This window comes from Roseofilum sp. KMC-1, from assembly GCF_057802075.1.
Map to the genome: position 1 here is coordinate 4,286,426 of NZ_CM173605.1, position 18,790 is coordinate 4,305,215.

Consider the following 18,790-nt stretch of genomic DNA (forward strand, 5'->3'; position numbering starts at 1 on the left):
GACGCTCGATCCGGCGATCGTTAATAACTTAAACATCCAGAAGCGGGTTGAATTTTTAACCCGCTTCTGGCAATTGTTGCTACAATCAGTTGGGAATTGACTATGTGGATTCAGTTCATTATTCTAATCGTTTCCTTTGAAGTGTTGTATGGAGTTATCAAAACTGATTTTAAGGGGGCTTAAAGCCGATCATTTCCGTCATCCCCTGGATCGAGAGGCGACGCAAGCGCTCAAGCAGTTGCCCGGACTGGATCTGGTCATTCGTAATTTACTGGCTCCAGTGGGTGAAAAATATTTCTATTTAGAGAATATTGCTTCTAGTATTTTAGTGAGCGATCGCCAACTGCCCCATTTACACCAGTTGCTCCTAGAAGCCAGTCAGATCTTAGACCTAGAACCGCCCCAACTGTATATCAAGCAGCATCCAGTTCCCAACGCCTATACCTTTGCCATGCGAGGAAAGCAACCCTTTATGGTGGTGCATACCTCCCTGATCGAACTGCTTACCCCCGAAGAAATTCAAGCCGTTATTGCCCATGAATTAGGCCATCTCAAATGCGATCATGGGGTATACCTCACTTTAGCCAACCTGATGGTACTCGGAGCTAGTTTAGTCCCCAATTGGGGAACGCTGGTGGCTCAACAACTGCAAAGCCAGTTAATGGAATGGGTAAGATGTGCTGAGTTTTCCTGCGATCGATCCGCTCTATTAGTCAGTCAAAATCCCAGAGTCGTCATGTCTGTCCTCATGAAACTCACTGGTGGATCGCCTTCTCTGGCTCCCCAACTCAACCTAGATGCCTTTATCGATCAAGCTCGTGCCTACGATCGCATTGATGATAGCGAACTCGGTCAACTGCTCAAACAAGCACAAAGTGCTGAACTCACCCATCCCGTCCCCGTTCTCCGCGCCAGGGAAGTTGATCGATGGGCCAGAACTCAAGATTATCAAAACCTTTTACAAAATCTGAAAATAGGTTATAATGACAAAGTTATCTCCCAGGGCGGATGGCGAAATTGGTAGACGCACCACACTCAAAATGTGGCACCTTCGGGTATGAGAGTTCGAGTCTCTCCCCGCCCATAACCCAAATCAGAATATATTGTTAATTTGATTAACGATGATATCTGGTTGTAGATAAATCCTGATGTCTTAACCTTAATCTAATCGACTATAGTCGTTAAGTTGGTTCTGAATTACAGAACGATCGACATCAGCCAGCCGTTCTGCAATGGCTGGCCAAGAATAGCACTGTTTAACTAAAGTTTGAGCATTTTGACTCAGTTTTTGCTTCTCTGATGTCAGTAACTGAGCAATTCCACTGGCTACAGATTCTCTATTACCCTCTACAATTAACCCAGCTTGTGCCTGGACAATCTCTGGGGCAATTTGGACTTCTGGGGTGATAATCACAGGTAAACCAGCAGCCATGGCTTCTACAACGGCAATCCCGAAGTTTTCGGAAAAGGAAGGAAGGACAAAAAGATCTGAGCCTTGCAGGACTAAATCTTTGTCTTCGCCAGTCACAAATCCCGTAAATCGGGTGCAATGATGTAAGTCTAACTGATGGATTAACTGTTTTAATTCCTCAATATATTGAGAATCTCCAGAACCGGCAAGGAGGAGATAAATGTTAGGATGCTCAGATTTAACTCGATGGAGTGCTTCGATTAATAGATCTGGGCGTTTTTTATAATGTAGACGGGAGAGAAATAAAATAATCGGCACGTCTAAAGGGATATCATATTTTGCCCGGAGTTTCGCTTTAGCATCGGGTTGGATTTCTGGCATGTCCACGCCTAGGGGAATGGTGACGGTAGGAGCAGTAATGCCGTAATTGCGAACATCTAAGGCTTCTCCGTCGGAGGTACAGTGGATGGCGGCAGCTTGATTGAGGTTGCGTCGTTCGATGAGCAGGCTATAGAGTTGTTTTTTGCGATGGCTTTGGGCTAGGGCCCAGGGAGAGAGTTGTCCCATGGTACGGAGGGTGTAGGGGATTTTGTGCCAACGGGCGATCGCCCCAGCACAAGTAGAAGCATAAGAGAAAAGATAATGGTTATCGAGAATGTCATAGTTAGGGACATTGTGCCATAGCCATCGGGTAATTGCCGGAGAAAAGAGAAATCCGCGATCGCGCCCTAAAGAAACGCCTTGACTAGGCGCAGAAGCTAGAGGCAAAAACCAGACCGGAACGCCACGGTACTCGACTCTTTGGTTTAGGGGGACATCCAGTAGTTGGGAGTTTTCTGCTCCATTGTCATTGGTTGTGGCAATTTCGGCATCAACTCCAGATTGCCTGAGATACTTAACCAAGTTTAGAGCGACTTCAGTGGGGCCTCCTCGACTAGGGGATAAAGAGGGGATGACATGGAGAACTTTCACGGATGACCTCCTAGGGAAAAATCTTCCATCAGCGCTTGTAGGGTTTGCTGAAACTGTTCAAATCCAAAGGTTTCAATCACTTGTTGTCGTAGGGCTTCCGGTTCATACATCAGTGGATTGGGGTATTGTCTTTGCAAAATCTGGATGAGGGTTTGGGCAATGTCTTCGACCTGATCGGGATTGACTAATGCTCCTAGTTTACCGTTACAGAGGGCATCTAGGGCCCCGTCTTGGTTCCCTCCCAACGTCGGTTTACCGCAGGCTAATGCTTCTAGATAAACGATGCCAAATCCTTCACCTTTACTGGGCATGGCAAAGAGATCGCAGAGATTATAATGGTCGCACAATTCTTCATCGGGAATAAAACCGGCTAGGGTGACATACTCTTCTAACTTCAGGTTTTGAATCAGGGTTTCGACACGGGGACGGTCATCTCCTTTGCCGACAATCAGATAATGGAGTTTGGGAACCTGTGGGAGGATGATGGGCAGCGCTTCTAGAATGCGATCGTAGCCTTTATATTGTTCTTGACTATCTAGGCGACAAACGGTTAATAGGATTTTGGTTTCTGGAGAAAAACCATAGCGTTGGAGCAGGTAAGGAGGTTTGGGGGCAATGGTAAAGCGATCGCTATCAAAGGTATTGGGAAGGAGTAAAACCCGCTCTGGATTCAAGTCTTGTTCTTTGAGGAGGCGATCGCGGGTATAGTTACTGACAGCGAGGATGCGATCGGCGTTTTGGAGGGCGATCTTGAGGTTGGGGCGATCGATGTTCCAGGCTTCTACTCCGTGGGCGATCGTCCAATAGGGAATACCTCTGAAGCGTTTTAGCCAGTAGGCGACAGGTGTAAAATTCAAATGAGTTATCATCACCCACTCTGGAGACTGCCAGAGTCCAGAGAGTAAAATCTGAGTGGCAAAAGCAGGGGTTCGCCAGGAGAGAGGAATCTTACCTGTAAAATGGAAATCCGTTTGATGCCAATGACCTAGATCGGGGGAAGATTGAGTATCATGTTTAAGGTATACCTGATACTGGCGATCGGGATACAAATTTTGTAGCGCTTGTAGTAAAAAGGCAGAATAAACTTGAATCCCTCCCTTAAACCCAAACATATTGGGAAACCACAAGTGAAAATGATTGATTCCTTTCTTCTTCAGCATTCAGATTGGTTTAATTCCTTCAACACAGATTGAACCTACATGGACTTCTTCCACTTCAACTAATGCAAGTCTTGGATCTAACCAATCTCCATACTGGCAATCACGCACCTCAGTCAAACCTTGATTACAAAAAGCTTTTTTTAATGAGGGCACATCCCACATCCACTGATGTCTGTAATTAGAGAACATTTCCCTAATTCGCTTGTCAAATCGACTGCGACTTCCCTGATGACCAACAAAGGAATGATACATGAATTCATAAGCTGCCAGGTCTTCCCGTTCGCTATCCGATCGATTTTCCACATATTTTTCTATATATATTTGTAGATCGGGAACAATGATGCGGAGAGTTCCTCCAGGTTTTAAATATTTATAGGCATTCTCTAAAGCCTTAAAAAAAAAGTCAGGATAACTCAAGTGTTCAAAAACATGAGCAGCATAAATCAGATCACAGCTATCATTCGGAATATTCAGTCCTTTAAGAATATCTCCACACTGGGCTGACCTTGGCCAATCTGGAGCGCCTATTAATTGACAAATACTACGGCCAACAAGGGGGACTTTAGAAAACCGCAAACTAGGAGAACTATCTATATTTCTCCATCCTTCCACGACTCTGAGTCCACAGCCTATATGCAAACAAATTCCTGTTTGGGGAATACTTGGGTTGAGATTCATTTGACTGAACTGATAGAGTTAAGTTTGACCAATGCTTAAATATAAGATTATTATAATTTCATCGCACTAGATACACTACTTAGGAAATCAATTCCTACCAATATGGGAATACCCATACTACAGCAGTTAGTTTCATAACCACCTTGGCTGTTGTTACAGAATCCTCAATATATTCTTTTTAACAAACTTCTTCACGGATTCAGGTAATAATACTGACAATTTTTGCCTAACAGCCAGTTCTATTTCATTCCAATATCGATCAATCTGATTCATATCTTCATCATTGATATTCATCAATCGTTTATGCTTAACAATGGAATATAGAAGGTGATCGCTTAAGTCTTTCTCCTGGAAGTTGTTTGGTTTTCTCGCTTTAATGAAAACACCAGACTGATCTGGATCTTTTTCCAAAATTTCTATAGTCAAATCAGAAAATATAATCTCCATATCTGAAACCTGATAGCGCCAATAATCTGTTGGGGCACTGTGATAAGGAAACCCTTTTGATCTTGTAGTCAGAAGTAAAATTCCTCCAGCTTTTAAAACATTTTTGAGATTGCTGAATACTGAACGCCAATTTTGCACATGCTCAACGACTTCTGTACAAATCAATAGATCAAATTGTTCAGAACCGTAACGTTTTACCAAATCTTCAGCATTACATACTTCATCAACTCCCGGCCCCATGGCAATATCTACTCCTTTATAGCTCAAAGGCTTTAAAGCTTCGACCATAGATCTTAAAGAACCATTAATGTCATACGCACCGACTTCAATTACTGACTTTCCTTGAACATCTTCGGCCTTTAAACTTTTTTTCGCAAAGTCGATACAAGATTGGTCACACATTTTTACTTTTTCCTCACTCAGTCCTTATGTTTCTTGATTATCATTAGGTATGCCCTCTTTAAATAGTATAGCAAAAACAAACAATTATGGCAATGAATTTTTATTTTGTTTGATTTGATAAAAATCTTGGATACAGGAATCTACTTTATTTTTTAGTTTTGTTCGATATTGAGTCCATGTTAATGTCTCAGCTTTTTTCCTGGCCGCTTGTCCCATGGCTTTTAATTCCAGAGGATTGTTAATACACCATTCTATTTTTTCTTGCAACACTTCACTATTGCGAATGGGGATAATAAATCCTTCAACTCCATCAGTAATGATATCAGGGCCGGCTGTATTCGGCGTGGTAATTACTGGGATACCACAAGCCATAGCTTCTAGAAGAACTAAACCAAATCCGTCAACTAAAGAAGGAAAAACAAAGACACTAGCACTGCTATAATATTCATTAAGACTATAGTGAGGAATCGGAGGGATATATCGAAAAAAATCTTGATATTTACCCAGCCATCCAGAGGGAAATTCATTGATACCGATTAAGCATAATTCTGCATCCAAGCATTTAATTTTTTTCCAGGCTTCTAACAGATAGTGAATACCTTTACGGGGTTCAACGCGACCAACATAGAGAGCGCGAAAGCAGTCGTCGATTTTAGGTTGGGGATGAAAATAGTCTAGGGGCGCACCATAGGGAATAACACTAATTTTATCTTGATCTACACCAAAGTTGAGTAAGGATTGACAAGTGATAGAGGAAGCGACGAAAATGTGATCGGCTAACTGAATTTCTTGTTGTTTGCGCTTGAGTTTCCATTCAGGTTCTTTAGCGGCTTGTAGGGCTGGAGCTAGATCGGGGAATCGTTGAGCCTCTTCTGCTTGAATATCTCGACTCATTTGATAGAAGAGAATGGGAAGATCATAAAAGCATATCATCCCTCGTTTTTTCGCTTCTTGAAATGTAGTCGCTGCTCCATCTTCATAGGCGTAAACACCATGGATACCATCGAGATGAGATTGGGCGACTTGCCAATCAATCGAGGAATAAATCCAGTCTGTCAATCGCTGGTTATTGATACCAAAGCGACGGGGTAAACCGCTACGAACTAAGGCGACTCGAAGAATTTCCTGCCAAGGGTAGGAGCAGATTGTAATATCTTCTGGGGGTATCCAGGTACGTCGTCTGAGTTCTTGAGAGATACCTTCTCTGAGAGTTGTTGGTAATTGGTGGAGTAGATTAGTAATGTTGGAATTAGGATTATAGGCGATCGTGGTAATAATTTCATGCAAAAAACCACTTTCTGCTAGAGCCAACGCAGCTTCACGGGAATTAGGATTACCGGTAGGGTGACTCAGGGAAATACGGTAGCTGTTCATAAGGTTCATAAGACTGAATTATATAACATTGTTGCCGCCAATTTTCCATTTTTTCTAAATGAGGTAGGAGATAGAGAAAGCCGGTCATCCACCAGTAGTAAACGTTATATGTAATGTGGAAAACATGCTGATTGGGTAACCAAATTGCTTGAATCAGAAAGGCAATCAAGGCTAGATTTCGCAAAAAGGGTCGCTTGAGTTTCCAGTATAAGGCAAACAGTCCAGCCATAACTGCTATTTTGAGTCCATACCACAATATAAAACCAATCGGCCCAATTTCTAAGACAATTCTTCCCATTTCCGATTCATAGCCAACTGGAATAATTTCCCCCATTGGCAAATTTAGGATATTTCTCAACATGGGGGTGGCCTGGTGAGTAGACCCAATCCCAAAACTATCGAAGTGCTTCAGTTGTAAGTTATTAATGGGTTCAATAACAAATAACAATAGGCGAATGTTTAAGTCAGAAGTTAAGAGAATACGGTCTAGCACAGTTGCTACTGCTGATGAAAATATAATAGGAGTTATTCCGATCAGAATTAGAGCCGGAGGTAGAGTCCATTGAAGAATACGCCAAACACGATTGAACTGTCCGATGCTTTTTATGGCAAAATATCCGATTAACAGTAATCCTGCTGCAAATATTATGGTTCGAGAACCAGTCATGAAAGAGTTTAGGATGAGTAATATGCCACTCACTATAACAATTTGTAGTTCTTTTTGTTGCAATTTTTCTTCCAAAAAAATCAGGACTACACTTATGTTAAATAATAGGTAAGGAATATAAGTGTTAACATAAGAAAATGCACCTGTAATTCTAACGTTTCCTCCTCCCCTAAATAGGGCAGTAGTCGTTCCTTCTACTTGGTCTAATCCAGGAGCATAGGAGTTAATTGGACTAGAGGCTGGACTAAAGAATTGCACAATACCTAAAATCCCGACTGGGATGAATAAGGCAAGCTGATTTTTAAGATACTGTTTAAATTCTTCTTCGGACTGAAACAGATCGGGGAACATCCAAATTATGGGAACGTAATAAAAGTAATTTTTCATCCCCCAAACTCCAACTACTATAGATCCCAAACTAGGATTAAAGACTTGAAATAGTCCCCAAGTAAAAGATAATAATAATAATATACTAAAAGAATTTATTTTCAGCTTAGGTAGTTTTCGTTTGGAAAGACCATAATATTGAAAATAGGCTCCAAATAGAACAATATCTTTAAGGAAGTAAATCAGTTCACTGGCTTGGGGTAAGATCCATTTTCTCAGGACTCCTTCTAGAACAACCAGCAAAAGTAAAGCTTTTACGGATCTTCGCCAGTCAAGGCAAGACCAATAAAAAATAGCGCTAACAATAATTAGGGCAATCAGAAGTTTCATGTGGTTTTTAGAAAAATCGAGTGTTACAGATTTGTTTTTTTCTATACATCTTTCTTGTACAGGGCTATAATGTTGATCGGAAATATTCCGAACTAATTTTTTAGGCAATATATCCAGGATAGCTTGTGTTATAAATGAAACTCCCAAAATTAATTCTTGATCGTAAAAAGGGGGCCCACCATAAAACAATGCTCCTCGCTCATAGTCTACCAAATTAAAGCCAATATTCTTCAACACGCTATCCCATTTAGATCAACTGCTTGATTAGCAAAAGGTAGAGACTCTGTTAAGTCAGTGCTTTGAAACTCAACTGCATCACCCACTTGATAGCTATTCTTTTTATACTCGCAAATTTCTGAATTTAGGGAGTCTCCTTCTAATCCAATGAGTTTCCAATTATCCGACTCTTTGTTGAGAGTTTTATGAATTAAAAATAGATCAGTACCTTCTCCAGAGCCGAGTTCAACCAGAAGTTGGTTTTCCTGGCTATTGTGACTGAGTTGTTGGATTTGTTTGAGATTATTTTTCAACAGTTTCAGGACTTGTTTGCGTTTTCGATACCAAAAATAGTTGGCAGAAGGACTGCCACAACTAACAGAACCATGATATTCCGCTGTATTTTTTAAGATTTGGGAAAACAACTGTTGGTATATCCTTTCAGAATTCATAAATCAATAGTTTTTGGGGTTAATTGTGTTATTTACGACTTTTGGCACTGATTTCAGTTAAGCCTTAGATCCTCGGTTGAATAACTTTCTGGACTGCTGCAACTAAACCTTCAACATTTTCATGCGGTGACCAGGTTTCCATTCTAGTTTTCGCGGCTACACCCATCTCTCTCAGTTGTTCAGGTTGGCTTAAGGTTTGCTTAAAGATGGTGGTTAAGGCATCAATGTTACCACAGGGGTAGGTGAAGCCTGTTTTTCCTTCTTCAACGAGATCGTAGCCTGCGCCGATGCGATCGCTGACAACTACGGGTATACCACAAATCATCGCTTCATTAACTGGTAAACCATACGGTTCGTATTCTGAGGAAAAGGCAAGCACATCACTGGAAGCATAGACTTCAGGGAGGTGAGAATATTTGACTAAACCCAGAAAGCGTACTTTGTCTTTAACTCCTAGTTGTTCGGCTTGAGTTTTCAAGTCATCTCCTAAGGGGCCATCTCCAACCATGACTAAATAGCTATTAGAAATATTAGCACCAGCAAAGGCTTGAATGACATCTTGAGGTCGCTTTCGAGGAATAAATTTAGCGCAGAAGACGACTACAGTAGCATCTTCTGGAATATTCCATTGCGATCGCATTTTCTGACGATCGCAGTTCCTTGCTGTTTCAGCAATGATGTTATTGTTCACCACATAGGGAGTAATAAAAATTCGGTCTTCAGGAACACCTAATGAATGAATAAATCTCTTTGAGGTAGTGGAAAGTACCAGTACGGCATCGGCGATATGGTTATAGAGAAAGGGGAGAATTTTTTTCTTGAGGGGAATCTTCCAATTACCGCCAGAAATGGGTTCAATATAGGTGGCATCTGTGGACAGAATCAGAGGTTTTTTAGCAATTTTTGCAGCAGCGATCGCCAGCCAAAAGCTAACGTAGTTATGACCATAGACAACACAACAGTCAAATTGGGAAACTAGCCTCACCAAACCTGGGTTAATTAAACCAGAGGATGTTGTCAGGCTGGGTAAAGGAGAACGGTTAGGGATGTAACGCCAAGGATATCCTTCCAGTAAGGGAATATCAAAAAGTCGCTGGGTGAGCAACTCTGGACTCTGGGAAGTAGAAATCTGGGTTGATTCTTTGGATTCAGGTAAACTGCAATAGGCAACCAGGATATCTAGTTTGGGATGGTTTGCCATCAAGCGTAAGGACGCATAATTTTGAATGGGGAGAGCAGAAATTAATAGGACTCGGTATTTGTGTTTGCTCATAAGTTGCTTTTTTCTATAAAGCCTTAGATAACAGTTGGATCAGAAGACTATAAACTGGTAGATGATTGCTGAGGGAACCAATAAAACAAATTACAGTAGCCATAGGGAGACTGCCAATTATCTGGCAAAATATCGTGAGGAGAGCGTTTTAGAGAATTTTTAGATTCGCAACATACATAACCTATTTCACGCAAATACTTATGAACTTCCCACTGCTGCAAAATATTAACCTTAGCCAGCCAAGTATTGAATTCTACAAAGAGCCAAGGCTGACTTTTTTTGAGAAGATTTCTAGCACCCTTCAGTACCTCTAACTCAAAACCTTCTACATCTATTTTGATACCATCAATTCGGTCTTCAGCTTGGAGAATATAGTCTAAGCTTACGACTGGGACTATCATTGATTCACTATCCAATGTATCTGTCATGTGGCTGATGTTATGTTCTTCCTGAATTATCCTCATAGGTGAGTTTTCTTTTTTGCTTCCAACTGCTGCACAAAATAACTGAACTATATCTATATCTTTGCCTGATAAAACACCCCGTTCAAGTTTTTGAAACGTATACTTATTAGGCTCAAAACTGTATACTCTTCCCCCTGGGCCTACTAAAGAAGCTGCTGTAATAGTCCAAAGACCTATATTGGCACCACAATCGACAAATTTTTGATTTTTCTTCAGCAAGGATCTCAATATTTTGAGATCTACCCTTTCCTCTTGTTCTAGCCAAACCATTGCTTCATAAGCAATTGATAGATCGCAAATTATTTGATACCCACCTATCATCCGCCTGATTTTCTTCGTGTTTTTATCTCTTGTTTCTATCCAATACTGAATCAGTCTATTTTTTCCACGAAACCAAGGAGTTATTTTTATCAATTCTCCAAGCCAATCTTTTGAAGGATTGTTTTCTGAAACACTTTTTTGTTCAATCATAACTTGTTTAATCCTAAGTTAACTCCTGACAAAAGCGTTGGGCTATAGCATCCCAGGAAAAATATTGATGATAAGTATTAAGACTTCGTTGGCGCAGTTGTAATCGTAGTTTTTCATCAGTTAGCACTTGTGTCAAAGCTTCTCCTACAGCCGCGCGATCGCCTTCAGACACTAACAAAACCCCAGCTTCGGGAATGGGGTGTCCGGTTTCCCTCCCAGCATAAGCTACGATGGGCAATCCGCATCCCATTCCGGCAATTACTGTGGTTCTACGAGTAGAAATATCCCCCCTAACATGGAGTTGCACGTCTGATGCTGCCAAAACTTGGGAGATTTCCTCCGTCGAAAGCAGTCCCAACGCTTCAAATTCTACATTAACCCCCTTGAGGGCTTGCCTGAGTGGTATTTCTGTTTCTTTAGAACCTCTACCAACGGTCACCAAATGGAGTTTGGGAACCTTCTGGGCTGCTTGTTTGACCGCATGGGCAATATCTATAATTTCACTTGAAGTAATCTCTACGCTAGTCATACCAAATACAGTAATAGTTTTCGGTCGTTCTTGGCTTAGGTTTGGCTTCAAGTTGTCCAGGTCTGGTTCCGGAATGTTTGAGCCTACAGGAATGAAGGTCACCTTCGGATCTTGAACGGGCAGCCAGTTCAGGGTTTCGAGGGATACATTTAGGATTGACTTATCTGCCAGGGGAATAGCATTTCTCAGTACCCATAATTGTACCGAGCGCCGCAACCGTTGGTTGAGTCGCTGCCCAGGAAAGCCTTGGACTTCATGAAACATGACTGCTAAACGGACTCTGCGCTGCTTGAGTAGGCGAAGCACGAGTAAGAAGGGGATAGGTAATGCCCGCTCAGACCAAGCAGATGCAGTATATTGAACGATAACCCATTGGTTCTGCCACTGCTTGCTCTCTTGCCACAACCACTGGAGCGATCGCGCCCACCCCTTTTCTTGCCAAGGCATCCATACCTTCTTCAAATTGATATCTCGCTTTGCCATTGCCCGTTCGAGCTGAGTGCAGTAGTCTACTACTCCATCTGCTAAGGCTTGTTGTTGGCCGAGTAGCGCAATCCACTCCTCTTTCATGATCTCTTGCGATCGCCATAAGTTGGAACTCACCTATTTATACATCATTTCTGGGTTTAATGGCTACCACCAGACTATCTTTTTCCATATCGTCTTCTATTGTTTCCCCATCACTGATTTTGATTTTCCTGATTTCAATATCTGCAAATCCCTGATTTTCCATTAATTGCTTTACGGTTGTAGTTTTCCTAGCAAATGTCTCCAGGGAGAATTTATCTTTGATCGATTGAAATCCCCAGGAACTTCCACTTTGTTGCTGTTCGCCACTTTCCTGCTGCAACCGTATCGTTTCTCCAGCTTCTTCGTGAGTCACTATATGCAAAATACATTTGCCTTGAGGCTTTAGGATTTGATAAATTTCTTGTAGACTCTTTTCAAATACTTCATCTTTAATATGTTGAACTACAGCAAAGGAATAGACTAAATCTACACTACCCGGATGAAATCTTAAGAGTCCCTGTCTATCTAGGGTATAATAGTGCAGGTTTTCAGCATTATTAATTTCTCTAGCGCAGGCAATCACCCCACGGGAAATATCTACCGCCAATACTTTTTTAGTATATTCACTGGCTGCTTTAGCTAGATAGCCAACACCACAGCCAAAGTCTAAAACGGTCATTTCCGCATTGAGATAGGGTTGTAATAGGCGATCGCATATTTTTCTACGGGATTCTCTATTTCTTCGATCTTCAGCCACTAGAATTGCTTCATGGGACATCGAGTCATAGAGAGAAGACCATTGATAGATAAAATAATGGGGACTAATCCCTATTAAATTCAAAGCTACGCTGCTCTTATATTTTTTGGGAACTATTTTCAATAATCCGGGAATCCAAGATGCTCCCAGAAAGTTTTGTGCCTTAACTCCAGAGGTGACAACCATGAGAAGCTGACGAATAATCTTACTCAACACTGGTTGTCTTTTCGGTGTACTTGCTTCATTCATTTTAACGATTACTCTCCCCAATTAACTACAGTTTAACATCTCGCTTCCCCAATTCAAAATCTTGTCTATGGACGATTGGCAATTGTTTTCTTTACCTCTTTTAGCAATTTAAGTATAGGGGTAGGCAAGCTTCTGTTTAAAATTGTATAATGTTTGACTATCCTCACAAAATGTTTAGGTGTAACCCTGAAGTTTCTCAAGAGATAACTCCAAATATCAATCACATCAGAGATAGATTTTTCCCCTAAACTTTCTTTAATTCCGGCGATCGCTACCTTATTCTTCAAGGTATAAAGTCTGATGATTTCTGGGTCAAACTCTTGATCGATCAGGCTTTGTAAAACTGCCTCCATACTGCCAATACTTCTTTTACTTTTCCGTTGATACTCTTCTGGATTAAACGAAACATCAGAAAAATTTTTCCCATGTATTCTCCAAACTGATAATGGATCTTTGATAAAATATGAATACCCTTGTTTGAGACTTAACAAAACCAAATATTCATCAATATACATATCCACAGCTTGAGGAATCTTGAATTTTTTTGCCACTTCAGTGCGAGTTGCAAACGTCGATCCTCCACCAAATAGCATCCGTTGTTGATAAAAGTAAGATAGCAATTCGTTACCCAAAAGTTTAGTTTCTATTATCTCTTCAGGTATCGCTTCAACTGTTTTTGTATTATCATTAACATTCCAGTAGATGGCTGGATGAGAGACGTGAACGATATCGCGATCGGACTCAAAGATATCGACTACTTTTTTTATTTTTGACGGTAAAAATATATCATCGGCATCAAGATTAAACAAATATTTCCCAGTAGCAGAATCAATACCTAACTTTGTTGCCGACGCTTTACCCTGATTTTCCTGCCTCAGATATTTGACGCGATCTTGATAGACTTTTATCCTTTCTGAAGTATCATCTGTGGAACCATCATCAATAATAATTATTTCAGTTTCAGTACCAATATCATCTGAGTTTAAGACACTATTAATTGCCTCACAAATATATCTACCATAGTTGTAGGTAGGAATTATAACAGTTATTAATGGATTAATCATCTTCTAATTTATAGACGAATCTAATAAAAATTTTAACTTCACACCAAGCTGTTTGTAACTAAATAAATCGATGTTATCGATGGCAAATTTTAGGGCTTTCCAATGTATCCCATCTTTAAGACGATCCTGATAATATTGGATTAAATTACTGATAAAGTCTTTATCTTCCCGATCAAATAATGAAAAATCTCGCATTTCAGTCAACCTGCGAATTTCTGCTCTGAGTTCTTGATGCTTCAATACTTTCCTTTGGGGATCAAATATAAATTTCCTCAACCGAGTTGCCAATGAGTTTACCCTTGTGGGATTGGAATAGGTGAGACTGCTTTGATGTTGCCTGTAGTTCATCAAATCTTTATTGACAAATTTAACACCGTTCATTTTAGCTGCAACCACCGCTAACCAAGCATCATGATAATGCTGACTCGAAGGAATTGGTAATGCTAACTCCATTAATTCTCGTTTAAATAAGATTTGATGGCTGACTATCCAATTAAAAGAAATTAGTCTGCGAATGGGTTTGCCTGTTCCAAACTTTAAAATTAGATGAGTATCCTTAAATCTATGAACGACAACACCTTTATCGTCTATCACTTCTATAGCATGGGAATAAGCTAGGGTATAATCTCCTATTTCGTTAATTAATGTCTCTATTTTTTTTGGCTTCCATATATCATCTTGATCGGCAAGAGCAATGTATTTTCCTTTACATAAGGACATAGCTTTCTCAAAATTTTTTATTAATCCCAAGTTTTTGTCATTTATATAGTATCTTAACCCATGCATTTCATGATATTCTTTCAAAATTTCTACAGTTTTATCACTAGAGCAGTCATCTGTAACTACTACTTCTAAATTTTTGTAGGTTTGGTTGTAGATAGAGTCTAACTGTTCTCGCAGAAATTTATCTCCGTTGTAAGAGGCGATCGCTACTGAGACTAGAGGTATCTCATCTGACATTTTATCCCATCTCCTATTTTTTTCTCGCTACTGTACAATATTGAAATACGAATAAATCTTTTAACAAGCCCATCGTCATATGATCAATTATTTTATGTTTAATTCCATATCCCCCCATATTCAGATTTACTTTAACAATCTCATATCCCAATTCTTCAAACATTTCAATAATATTTTTTCTACAAAAAAACCTCAAATGGGTTCTATCTAAAATCCCAGCATCCTGATACTCAAAATCTCCAGACAAAAGTATTGAGCGCATGACTCTGTAATTTCTAATATTTGGAATGCTAGAAATGAAAACTCCCCCTGGTTTTAAGTAATGTGATAATTTCCGTATAGCTTCCCAAGGGTTTACTAAATGCTCTAAAACATCTGCACAGAGAATGGCATTAAAATACTCTCGTTCAAAATCTAATTCTAGAGTTTCAATATTGCCCACTATAAATTCATCTATCTCCGGGCTAATCTGATCGTCAATTTTAACTAGCTCTATCCCCACAACTTCTTGAGCTAATCCTAACCTTTTTGCTTCTTTTAAAGTCTCTCCGGTTCCCGCACCTACCTCTAATATTCTATTGTTAGGACGTTGAGGCAGAAGTTGTATGATATCGGTTCGTGCTGCCGTAAAATATCCTTTTTGTTTAGTTGTGTACATATTCATAGCCCTCATTTATCTATTGTATTGAACGGGGGACATCAATCAGCTTAATTTTTACCCCTCAATTTGACTCCCTCTAGCGATTCGGAGTATGTAGCTATTGTACGAGCTGCAATTTCACTCCAATCAAACATTTTGGCTACTTCTACACAGCGTCTTGAATCATGTGCATATTCTTCTTCCTTACTACGGATTAATTCTACCAATTTATCGCTAAACTTTGCCACATCTCCAGCAGGAACCATCCAGCTAGGATCTAGGTGACGCATCATTTCTCTGGGGCCTGGCACGTCATAAGTGACTGTTGGCAAACCACAGGCTAGTTTCTCCAACACCGCAAAGCCAAATCCTTCAATATAGCTGGGAAAAGCTCCTACTGTTGTTGCACTCAGTAGTTTTGGTAACTCGTCACTGTCAAAGTTGGGGATGATTTTAATCCCCTTCTCATCCCGTAAATTAAGATCCTGCAAGACATATTCGGGACTAAAACTAGTTCCCAAAAATAAAAACCGCGCCTCTGGGACTTGCGATCGCACCCTTTTTATGATCTCAGGCCAGTCCTTAGACCCCTTGCGTGTATTCCATACCCCAATAAATGCCACCTCCTTGTTTTCCAAACGGATCTTAGCAGGCTGTACCGCGCTTTCAAAGGCTAACTGACGCTGCTTCGACAGCCCAAAGGGAAACCATACACATTTTTCGCCTAATCCCAGAGTATCGCTGACATAAGCCAGTTCGTCTCTATTGGCTACATTAACCAGGTCGCAGACTTGCATACTAGGAACTACTCTAGCATACGTCCGTTTTACTGAAGGGTAGCTAATTAGTTTAACGGCCAAACTTTTCCAGCTTTGTTTTGTCTTTTCTGGCCACCTGACCTTTTCGTATTCAAAAAACTGCTGATATAGAGGAATTAATCCCACAGAACGAACGACTAGCAGCCCATTAATCCTCAACTCTTGTTTAGAAAAAGGTAAATCCTTTTGATTTGCTTCTATTATGTCGTATTTACTACCATGAATTTGAATAAATGCTCTTGCTTTTTTGCTAAAGTCACAAGTTAATTGTTCAAATTTAGATTGTTTGTATGGAAAAGCGTCCTCATAACTAAATTTATCGACGACATGGCCCATTTTTATAAACTCTTCAGCCAGTTCTATTTGTACTCTTGGCGCTCCCAAGTTTCTAGACCATGGGGTATGATTTACCATTAAAATACGCATATTTCATGTTTGCTTATTTGAGTGACTTTTGAAGGCTAATGAATACTTGATATCCCAATGCTGGACTTCTAAAAAGTGCTGTTGAGATGGGTGAGGTTTATATAGTAAAAAGCATTCCAATAGACAACCGGTAATCGCGCTTTCTAGCGGGCCTACCATTACTACTTTATTGTACCACGATCGCCCCGATTCCATCCAGATTTTGAGTTGCGCTCTCGATAAACAATAAATGCCTGCATGAGGGTTAACAAATTCACAAAATTTCGTATCTCCAATCGCGATCGCTGATGCAGCATTCCATCTTAAAAAACTCTCACTTAAATCTTCTGAAAAAGTTAAGTCAATATAAGTTTTTACTCCCTCCAGCATTTCGTAGCGGTGGGGAAGTAGTAACGCTTTCACTTCTCCACTATATTTATTAAAGCATTCTATCTTATCTAGAAAGCTACTATCCCGAATCACTATGTCATCTTCTATTGACATAAACCACTCAAATTCATCAATTCTATTAATCATTTCATCCTGCGCTTTAAATCCAACAAACATCGGATCGCAGTCTACCTGTTCTTTGATTTGAATTAGAGACTTTTGATAATCTGGAAGAGAAGCTGTAACATGACGTTCTGCCATCGTATTGATAATAATCTGAAGCTGACAATGAGAAAAGCTAGTTAACAAACCTTCTATCGTATTCTTCAACTTATCAATTTTGCTGCTACCTTTCTCCAGATCTTGAGCTTCTTCTGCTGAGGCAATATGGGTTAATACTATCAGCAACTTTGGAGACTTCTTCTCAATTTCTCCTCGTTCTGACAAGATTTGGATCACTCTCGCTCTTCTGTGTAAACGAAGCCATAGTAACTTCTGTCTAAAAATGCGATAGATTTCCACAACGAATACTAAGAGAAATGTAAAAAACCTGGGAATGCGAGCTAAGTTCCTTGTTACTATATCTGGTTTCGAGATAGTCATAAGAGTTGTTTACGCTTAAAATAAAACTAATAATTAATTTCACTTCATCTTACTCGAACCCTTGTACAACTCTAAATGCTTTTGCACCACGGTTGACCAGCTAAATTGCTGTATCCAGTTAGTACAGCGTTCCTGATAAGCTAGACTCTCTATGTCTGATAAGTCAAGAAACTTACGCAAACCTGCCGCGATCACCTCCCCAGAATTTTGCTTCACCACCAACCCAGTGCGACCATTATCTACAAATTCATACATAGCGCCTGCATCCGTACAGATAACAGGCGTACCACAAGCCTGAGATTCCAGTAAAGTAAATCCCATCAGTTCAGGAACCGGTGTGTAGTCACCATAGCATGTAGTATGGACTGACGGCAATACTGTTACGACTGCGGTACGATATTCGTGTAATAGGCGGCGATCGTCCGCATCATGAATAAACTCTACTGCTAAACCCTCTGCTAACTGTTTAATATCCTGGTAAAACCGCTCGCTATGGTCGCCCTCCACTCTCCCCACTATAGTTAGTTTGTAATCTGGGCGTTCTAATGCTCTAAATCCCTCAATCAAATAATTTATCCCTTTATGGGGTAAAATTCGACCGACGTACAGAATCTTCTTTTCTCGTTTTTGAGAACTGTCTGGATAAAATTGGTTAGTATCAACACCTCCTTTAATTGGGACTGCTTTTTTTTGCAGTACTGATGGAATATGATTTATTGTATATTCAGATTGAGCAATTAAATTCGTATAGCCATGAAATACGGGCAACTTTTGGTTTAGAACAAAAGAAGCTCCCCCTCCATGATCGGTCACAAAGGCACGCTTTCCTAGAAAAAATGAAGTCAGGCAACTCACATCTGAAATCAATGTATAGATATGGTGTAGGTGAATAATATTAGCGCCCAAAAGTGAGCTGATGTACTGGAAGCTTAGAGGATTCATTATACTCCCACGAATCAAGTGTTTGACTGGATAAATCTCAACTTTAAGATTCCCCTGACTGTAACGTTTACGTTCTGGCGAAAAGCTGACTAGGGTAGTATCTACTATTTCTGCCATACAAGAGGCTAAGGCTGTTGCGTATCGTTCCCCACCACCAATTAATGAGACATCATCGAAATAAGTTGGCGTAATATAAACGACTTTCATGTTTAACCTCTA

At 40.2% G+C, this 18,790-nt stretch carries 18 protein-coding genes and 1 tRNA gene; 2 read left to right on the plus strand and 17 right to left on the minus strand.

The genetic code is table 11. The features are described 5' to 3' along the window. Positions 1-148 precede the first annotated feature (148 nt). Together AC3FZD_RS19700 and AC3FZD_RS19705 are read left to right on the plus strand one after the other, a co-directional pair. The gene (locus AC3FZD_RS19700; protein WP_488737646.1) at positions 149-1,024 is read left to right on the plus strand and encodes a M48 family metallopeptidase; all 876 of its coding nucleotides are present in this window, start codon (positions 149-151) and stop codon (positions 1,022-1,024) included. Then, positions 1,003-1,084 (plus strand) — tRNA-Leu (locus AC3FZD_RS19705). The genes AC3FZD_RS19700 and AC3FZD_RS19705 overlap by 22 nt, the downstream gene beginning before the upstream one ends. A gap of 75 nt (positions 1,085-1,159) precedes the next feature. Here the strand turns inward: AC3FZD_RS19705 and AC3FZD_RS19710 are convergent. The 17 genes from AC3FZD_RS19710 to AC3FZD_RS19790 form a co-directional block, all read right to left on the minus strand. Next, positions 1,160-2,383 (minus strand): glycosyltransferase, encoded by a 1,224-nt coding sequence (locus AC3FZD_RS19710; protein WP_488737647.1) that lies wholly within the window; start codon positions 2,381-2,383, stop codon positions 1,160-1,162. Beyond that, positions 2,380-3,543 carry a glycosyltransferase gene (locus AC3FZD_RS19715; protein WP_488737648.1) on the minus strand — a complete coding sequence of 388 codons (1,164 nt, stop codon included), beginning with the start codon at positions 3,541-3,543 and terminating at the stop codon, positions 2,380-2,382. The genes AC3FZD_RS19710 and AC3FZD_RS19715 overlap by 4 nt, the downstream gene beginning before the upstream one ends. Further along, positions 3,544-4,221 (minus strand): class I SAM-dependent methyltransferase, encoded by a 678-nt coding sequence (locus AC3FZD_RS19720; protein WP_488737649.1) that lies wholly within the window; start codon positions 4,219-4,221, stop codon positions 3,544-3,546. A 153-nt stretch (positions 4,222-4,374) separates the two neighbouring features. Next, the gene (locus AC3FZD_RS19725) at positions 4,375-5,070 is read right to left on the minus strand and encodes a class I SAM-dependent methyltransferase (protein ID WP_488737650.1); all 696 of its coding nucleotides are present in this window, start codon (positions 5,068-5,070) and stop codon (positions 4,375-4,377) included. 84 nt (positions 5,071-5,154) lie between these two features. Next, positions 5,155-6,444, minus strand: a complete 1,290-nt coding sequence (locus AC3FZD_RS19730) for a glycosyltransferase family 4 protein (protein ID WP_488737651.1) — start codon at positions 6,442-6,444, stop codon at positions 5,155-5,157. Further along, positions 6,404-8,065 carry a hypothetical protein gene (locus AC3FZD_RS19735; protein ID WP_488737652.1) on the minus strand — a complete coding sequence of 554 codons (1,662 nt, stop codon included), beginning with the start codon at positions 8,063-8,065 and terminating at the stop codon, positions 6,404-6,406. The genes AC3FZD_RS19730 and AC3FZD_RS19735 overlap by 41 nt, the downstream gene beginning before the upstream one ends. Further along, positions 8,059-8,496 (minus strand): hypothetical protein, encoded by a 438-nt coding sequence (locus tag AC3FZD_RS19740; protein WP_488737653.1) that lies wholly within the window; start codon positions 8,494-8,496, stop codon positions 8,059-8,061. Before AC3FZD_RS19740 ends, AC3FZD_RS19735 begins: the two co-directional genes overlap by 7 nt. A gap of 64 nt (positions 8,497-8,560) precedes the next feature. Then, positions 8,561-9,769, minus strand: a complete 1,209-nt coding sequence (locus AC3FZD_RS19745; protein ID WP_488737654.1) for a glycosyltransferase — start codon at positions 9,767-9,769, stop codon at positions 8,561-8,563. Positions 9,770-9,816: 47 nt separating this feature from the next. Then, on the minus strand, positions 9,817-10,704 hold the full coding sequence (locus AC3FZD_RS19750; protein ID WP_488737655.1) for an FkbM family methyltransferase: 888 nt from the start codon (positions 10,702-10,704) through the stop codon (positions 9,817-9,819). Between the two features lie 13 nt (positions 10,705-10,717). Continuing rightward, positions 10,718-11,836 carry a glycosyltransferase family 4 protein gene (locus AC3FZD_RS19755; RefSeq protein ID WP_488737656.1) on the minus strand — a complete coding sequence of 373 codons (1,119 nt, stop codon included), beginning with the start codon at positions 11,834-11,836 and terminating at the stop codon, positions 10,718-10,720. Positions 11,837-11,840: 4 nt separating this feature from the next. Then, a complete protein-coding gene (locus AC3FZD_RS19760; RefSeq protein WP_488737657.1) occupies positions 11,841-12,749 on the minus strand; it encodes a class I SAM-dependent methyltransferase in 909 nt (302 codons plus the stop codon). A gap of 65 nt (positions 12,750-12,814) precedes the next feature. After that, positions 12,815-13,813 (minus strand): glycosyltransferase family 2 protein, encoded by a 999-nt coding sequence (locus AC3FZD_RS19765; protein ID WP_488737658.1) that lies wholly within the window; start codon positions 13,811-13,813, stop codon positions 12,815-12,817. Positions 13,814-13,816: 3 nt separating this feature from the next. Continuing rightward, positions 13,817-14,773, minus strand: a complete 957-nt coding sequence (locus AC3FZD_RS19770; RefSeq protein ID WP_488737659.1) for a glycosyltransferase — start codon at positions 14,771-14,773, stop codon at positions 13,817-13,819. 13 nt (positions 14,774-14,786) lie between these two features. Continuing rightward, positions 14,787-15,431, minus strand: a complete 645-nt coding sequence (locus tag AC3FZD_RS19775) for a class I SAM-dependent methyltransferase (RefSeq protein WP_488737660.1) — start codon at positions 15,429-15,431, stop codon at positions 14,787-14,789. Positions 15,432-15,481: 50 nt separating this feature from the next. Continuing rightward, on the minus strand, positions 15,482-16,657 hold the full coding sequence (locus tag AC3FZD_RS19780) for a glycosyltransferase family 4 protein (protein WP_488737661.1): 1,176 nt from the start codon (positions 16,655-16,657) through the stop codon (positions 15,482-15,484). A gap of 3 nt (positions 16,658-16,660) precedes the next feature. After that, the gene (locus AC3FZD_RS19785) at positions 16,661-17,473 is read right to left on the minus strand and encodes a hypothetical protein (RefSeq protein WP_488737662.1); all 813 of its coding nucleotides are present in this window, start codon (positions 17,471-17,473) and stop codon (positions 16,661-16,663) included. A 195-nt stretch (positions 17,474-17,668) separates the two neighbouring features. Then, positions 17,669-18,778 (minus strand): glycosyltransferase family 4 protein, encoded by a 1,110-nt coding sequence (locus tag AC3FZD_RS19790; RefSeq protein ID WP_488737663.1) that lies wholly within the window; start codon positions 18,776-18,778, stop codon positions 17,669-17,671. Positions 18,779-18,790: the final 12 nt, after the last annotated feature.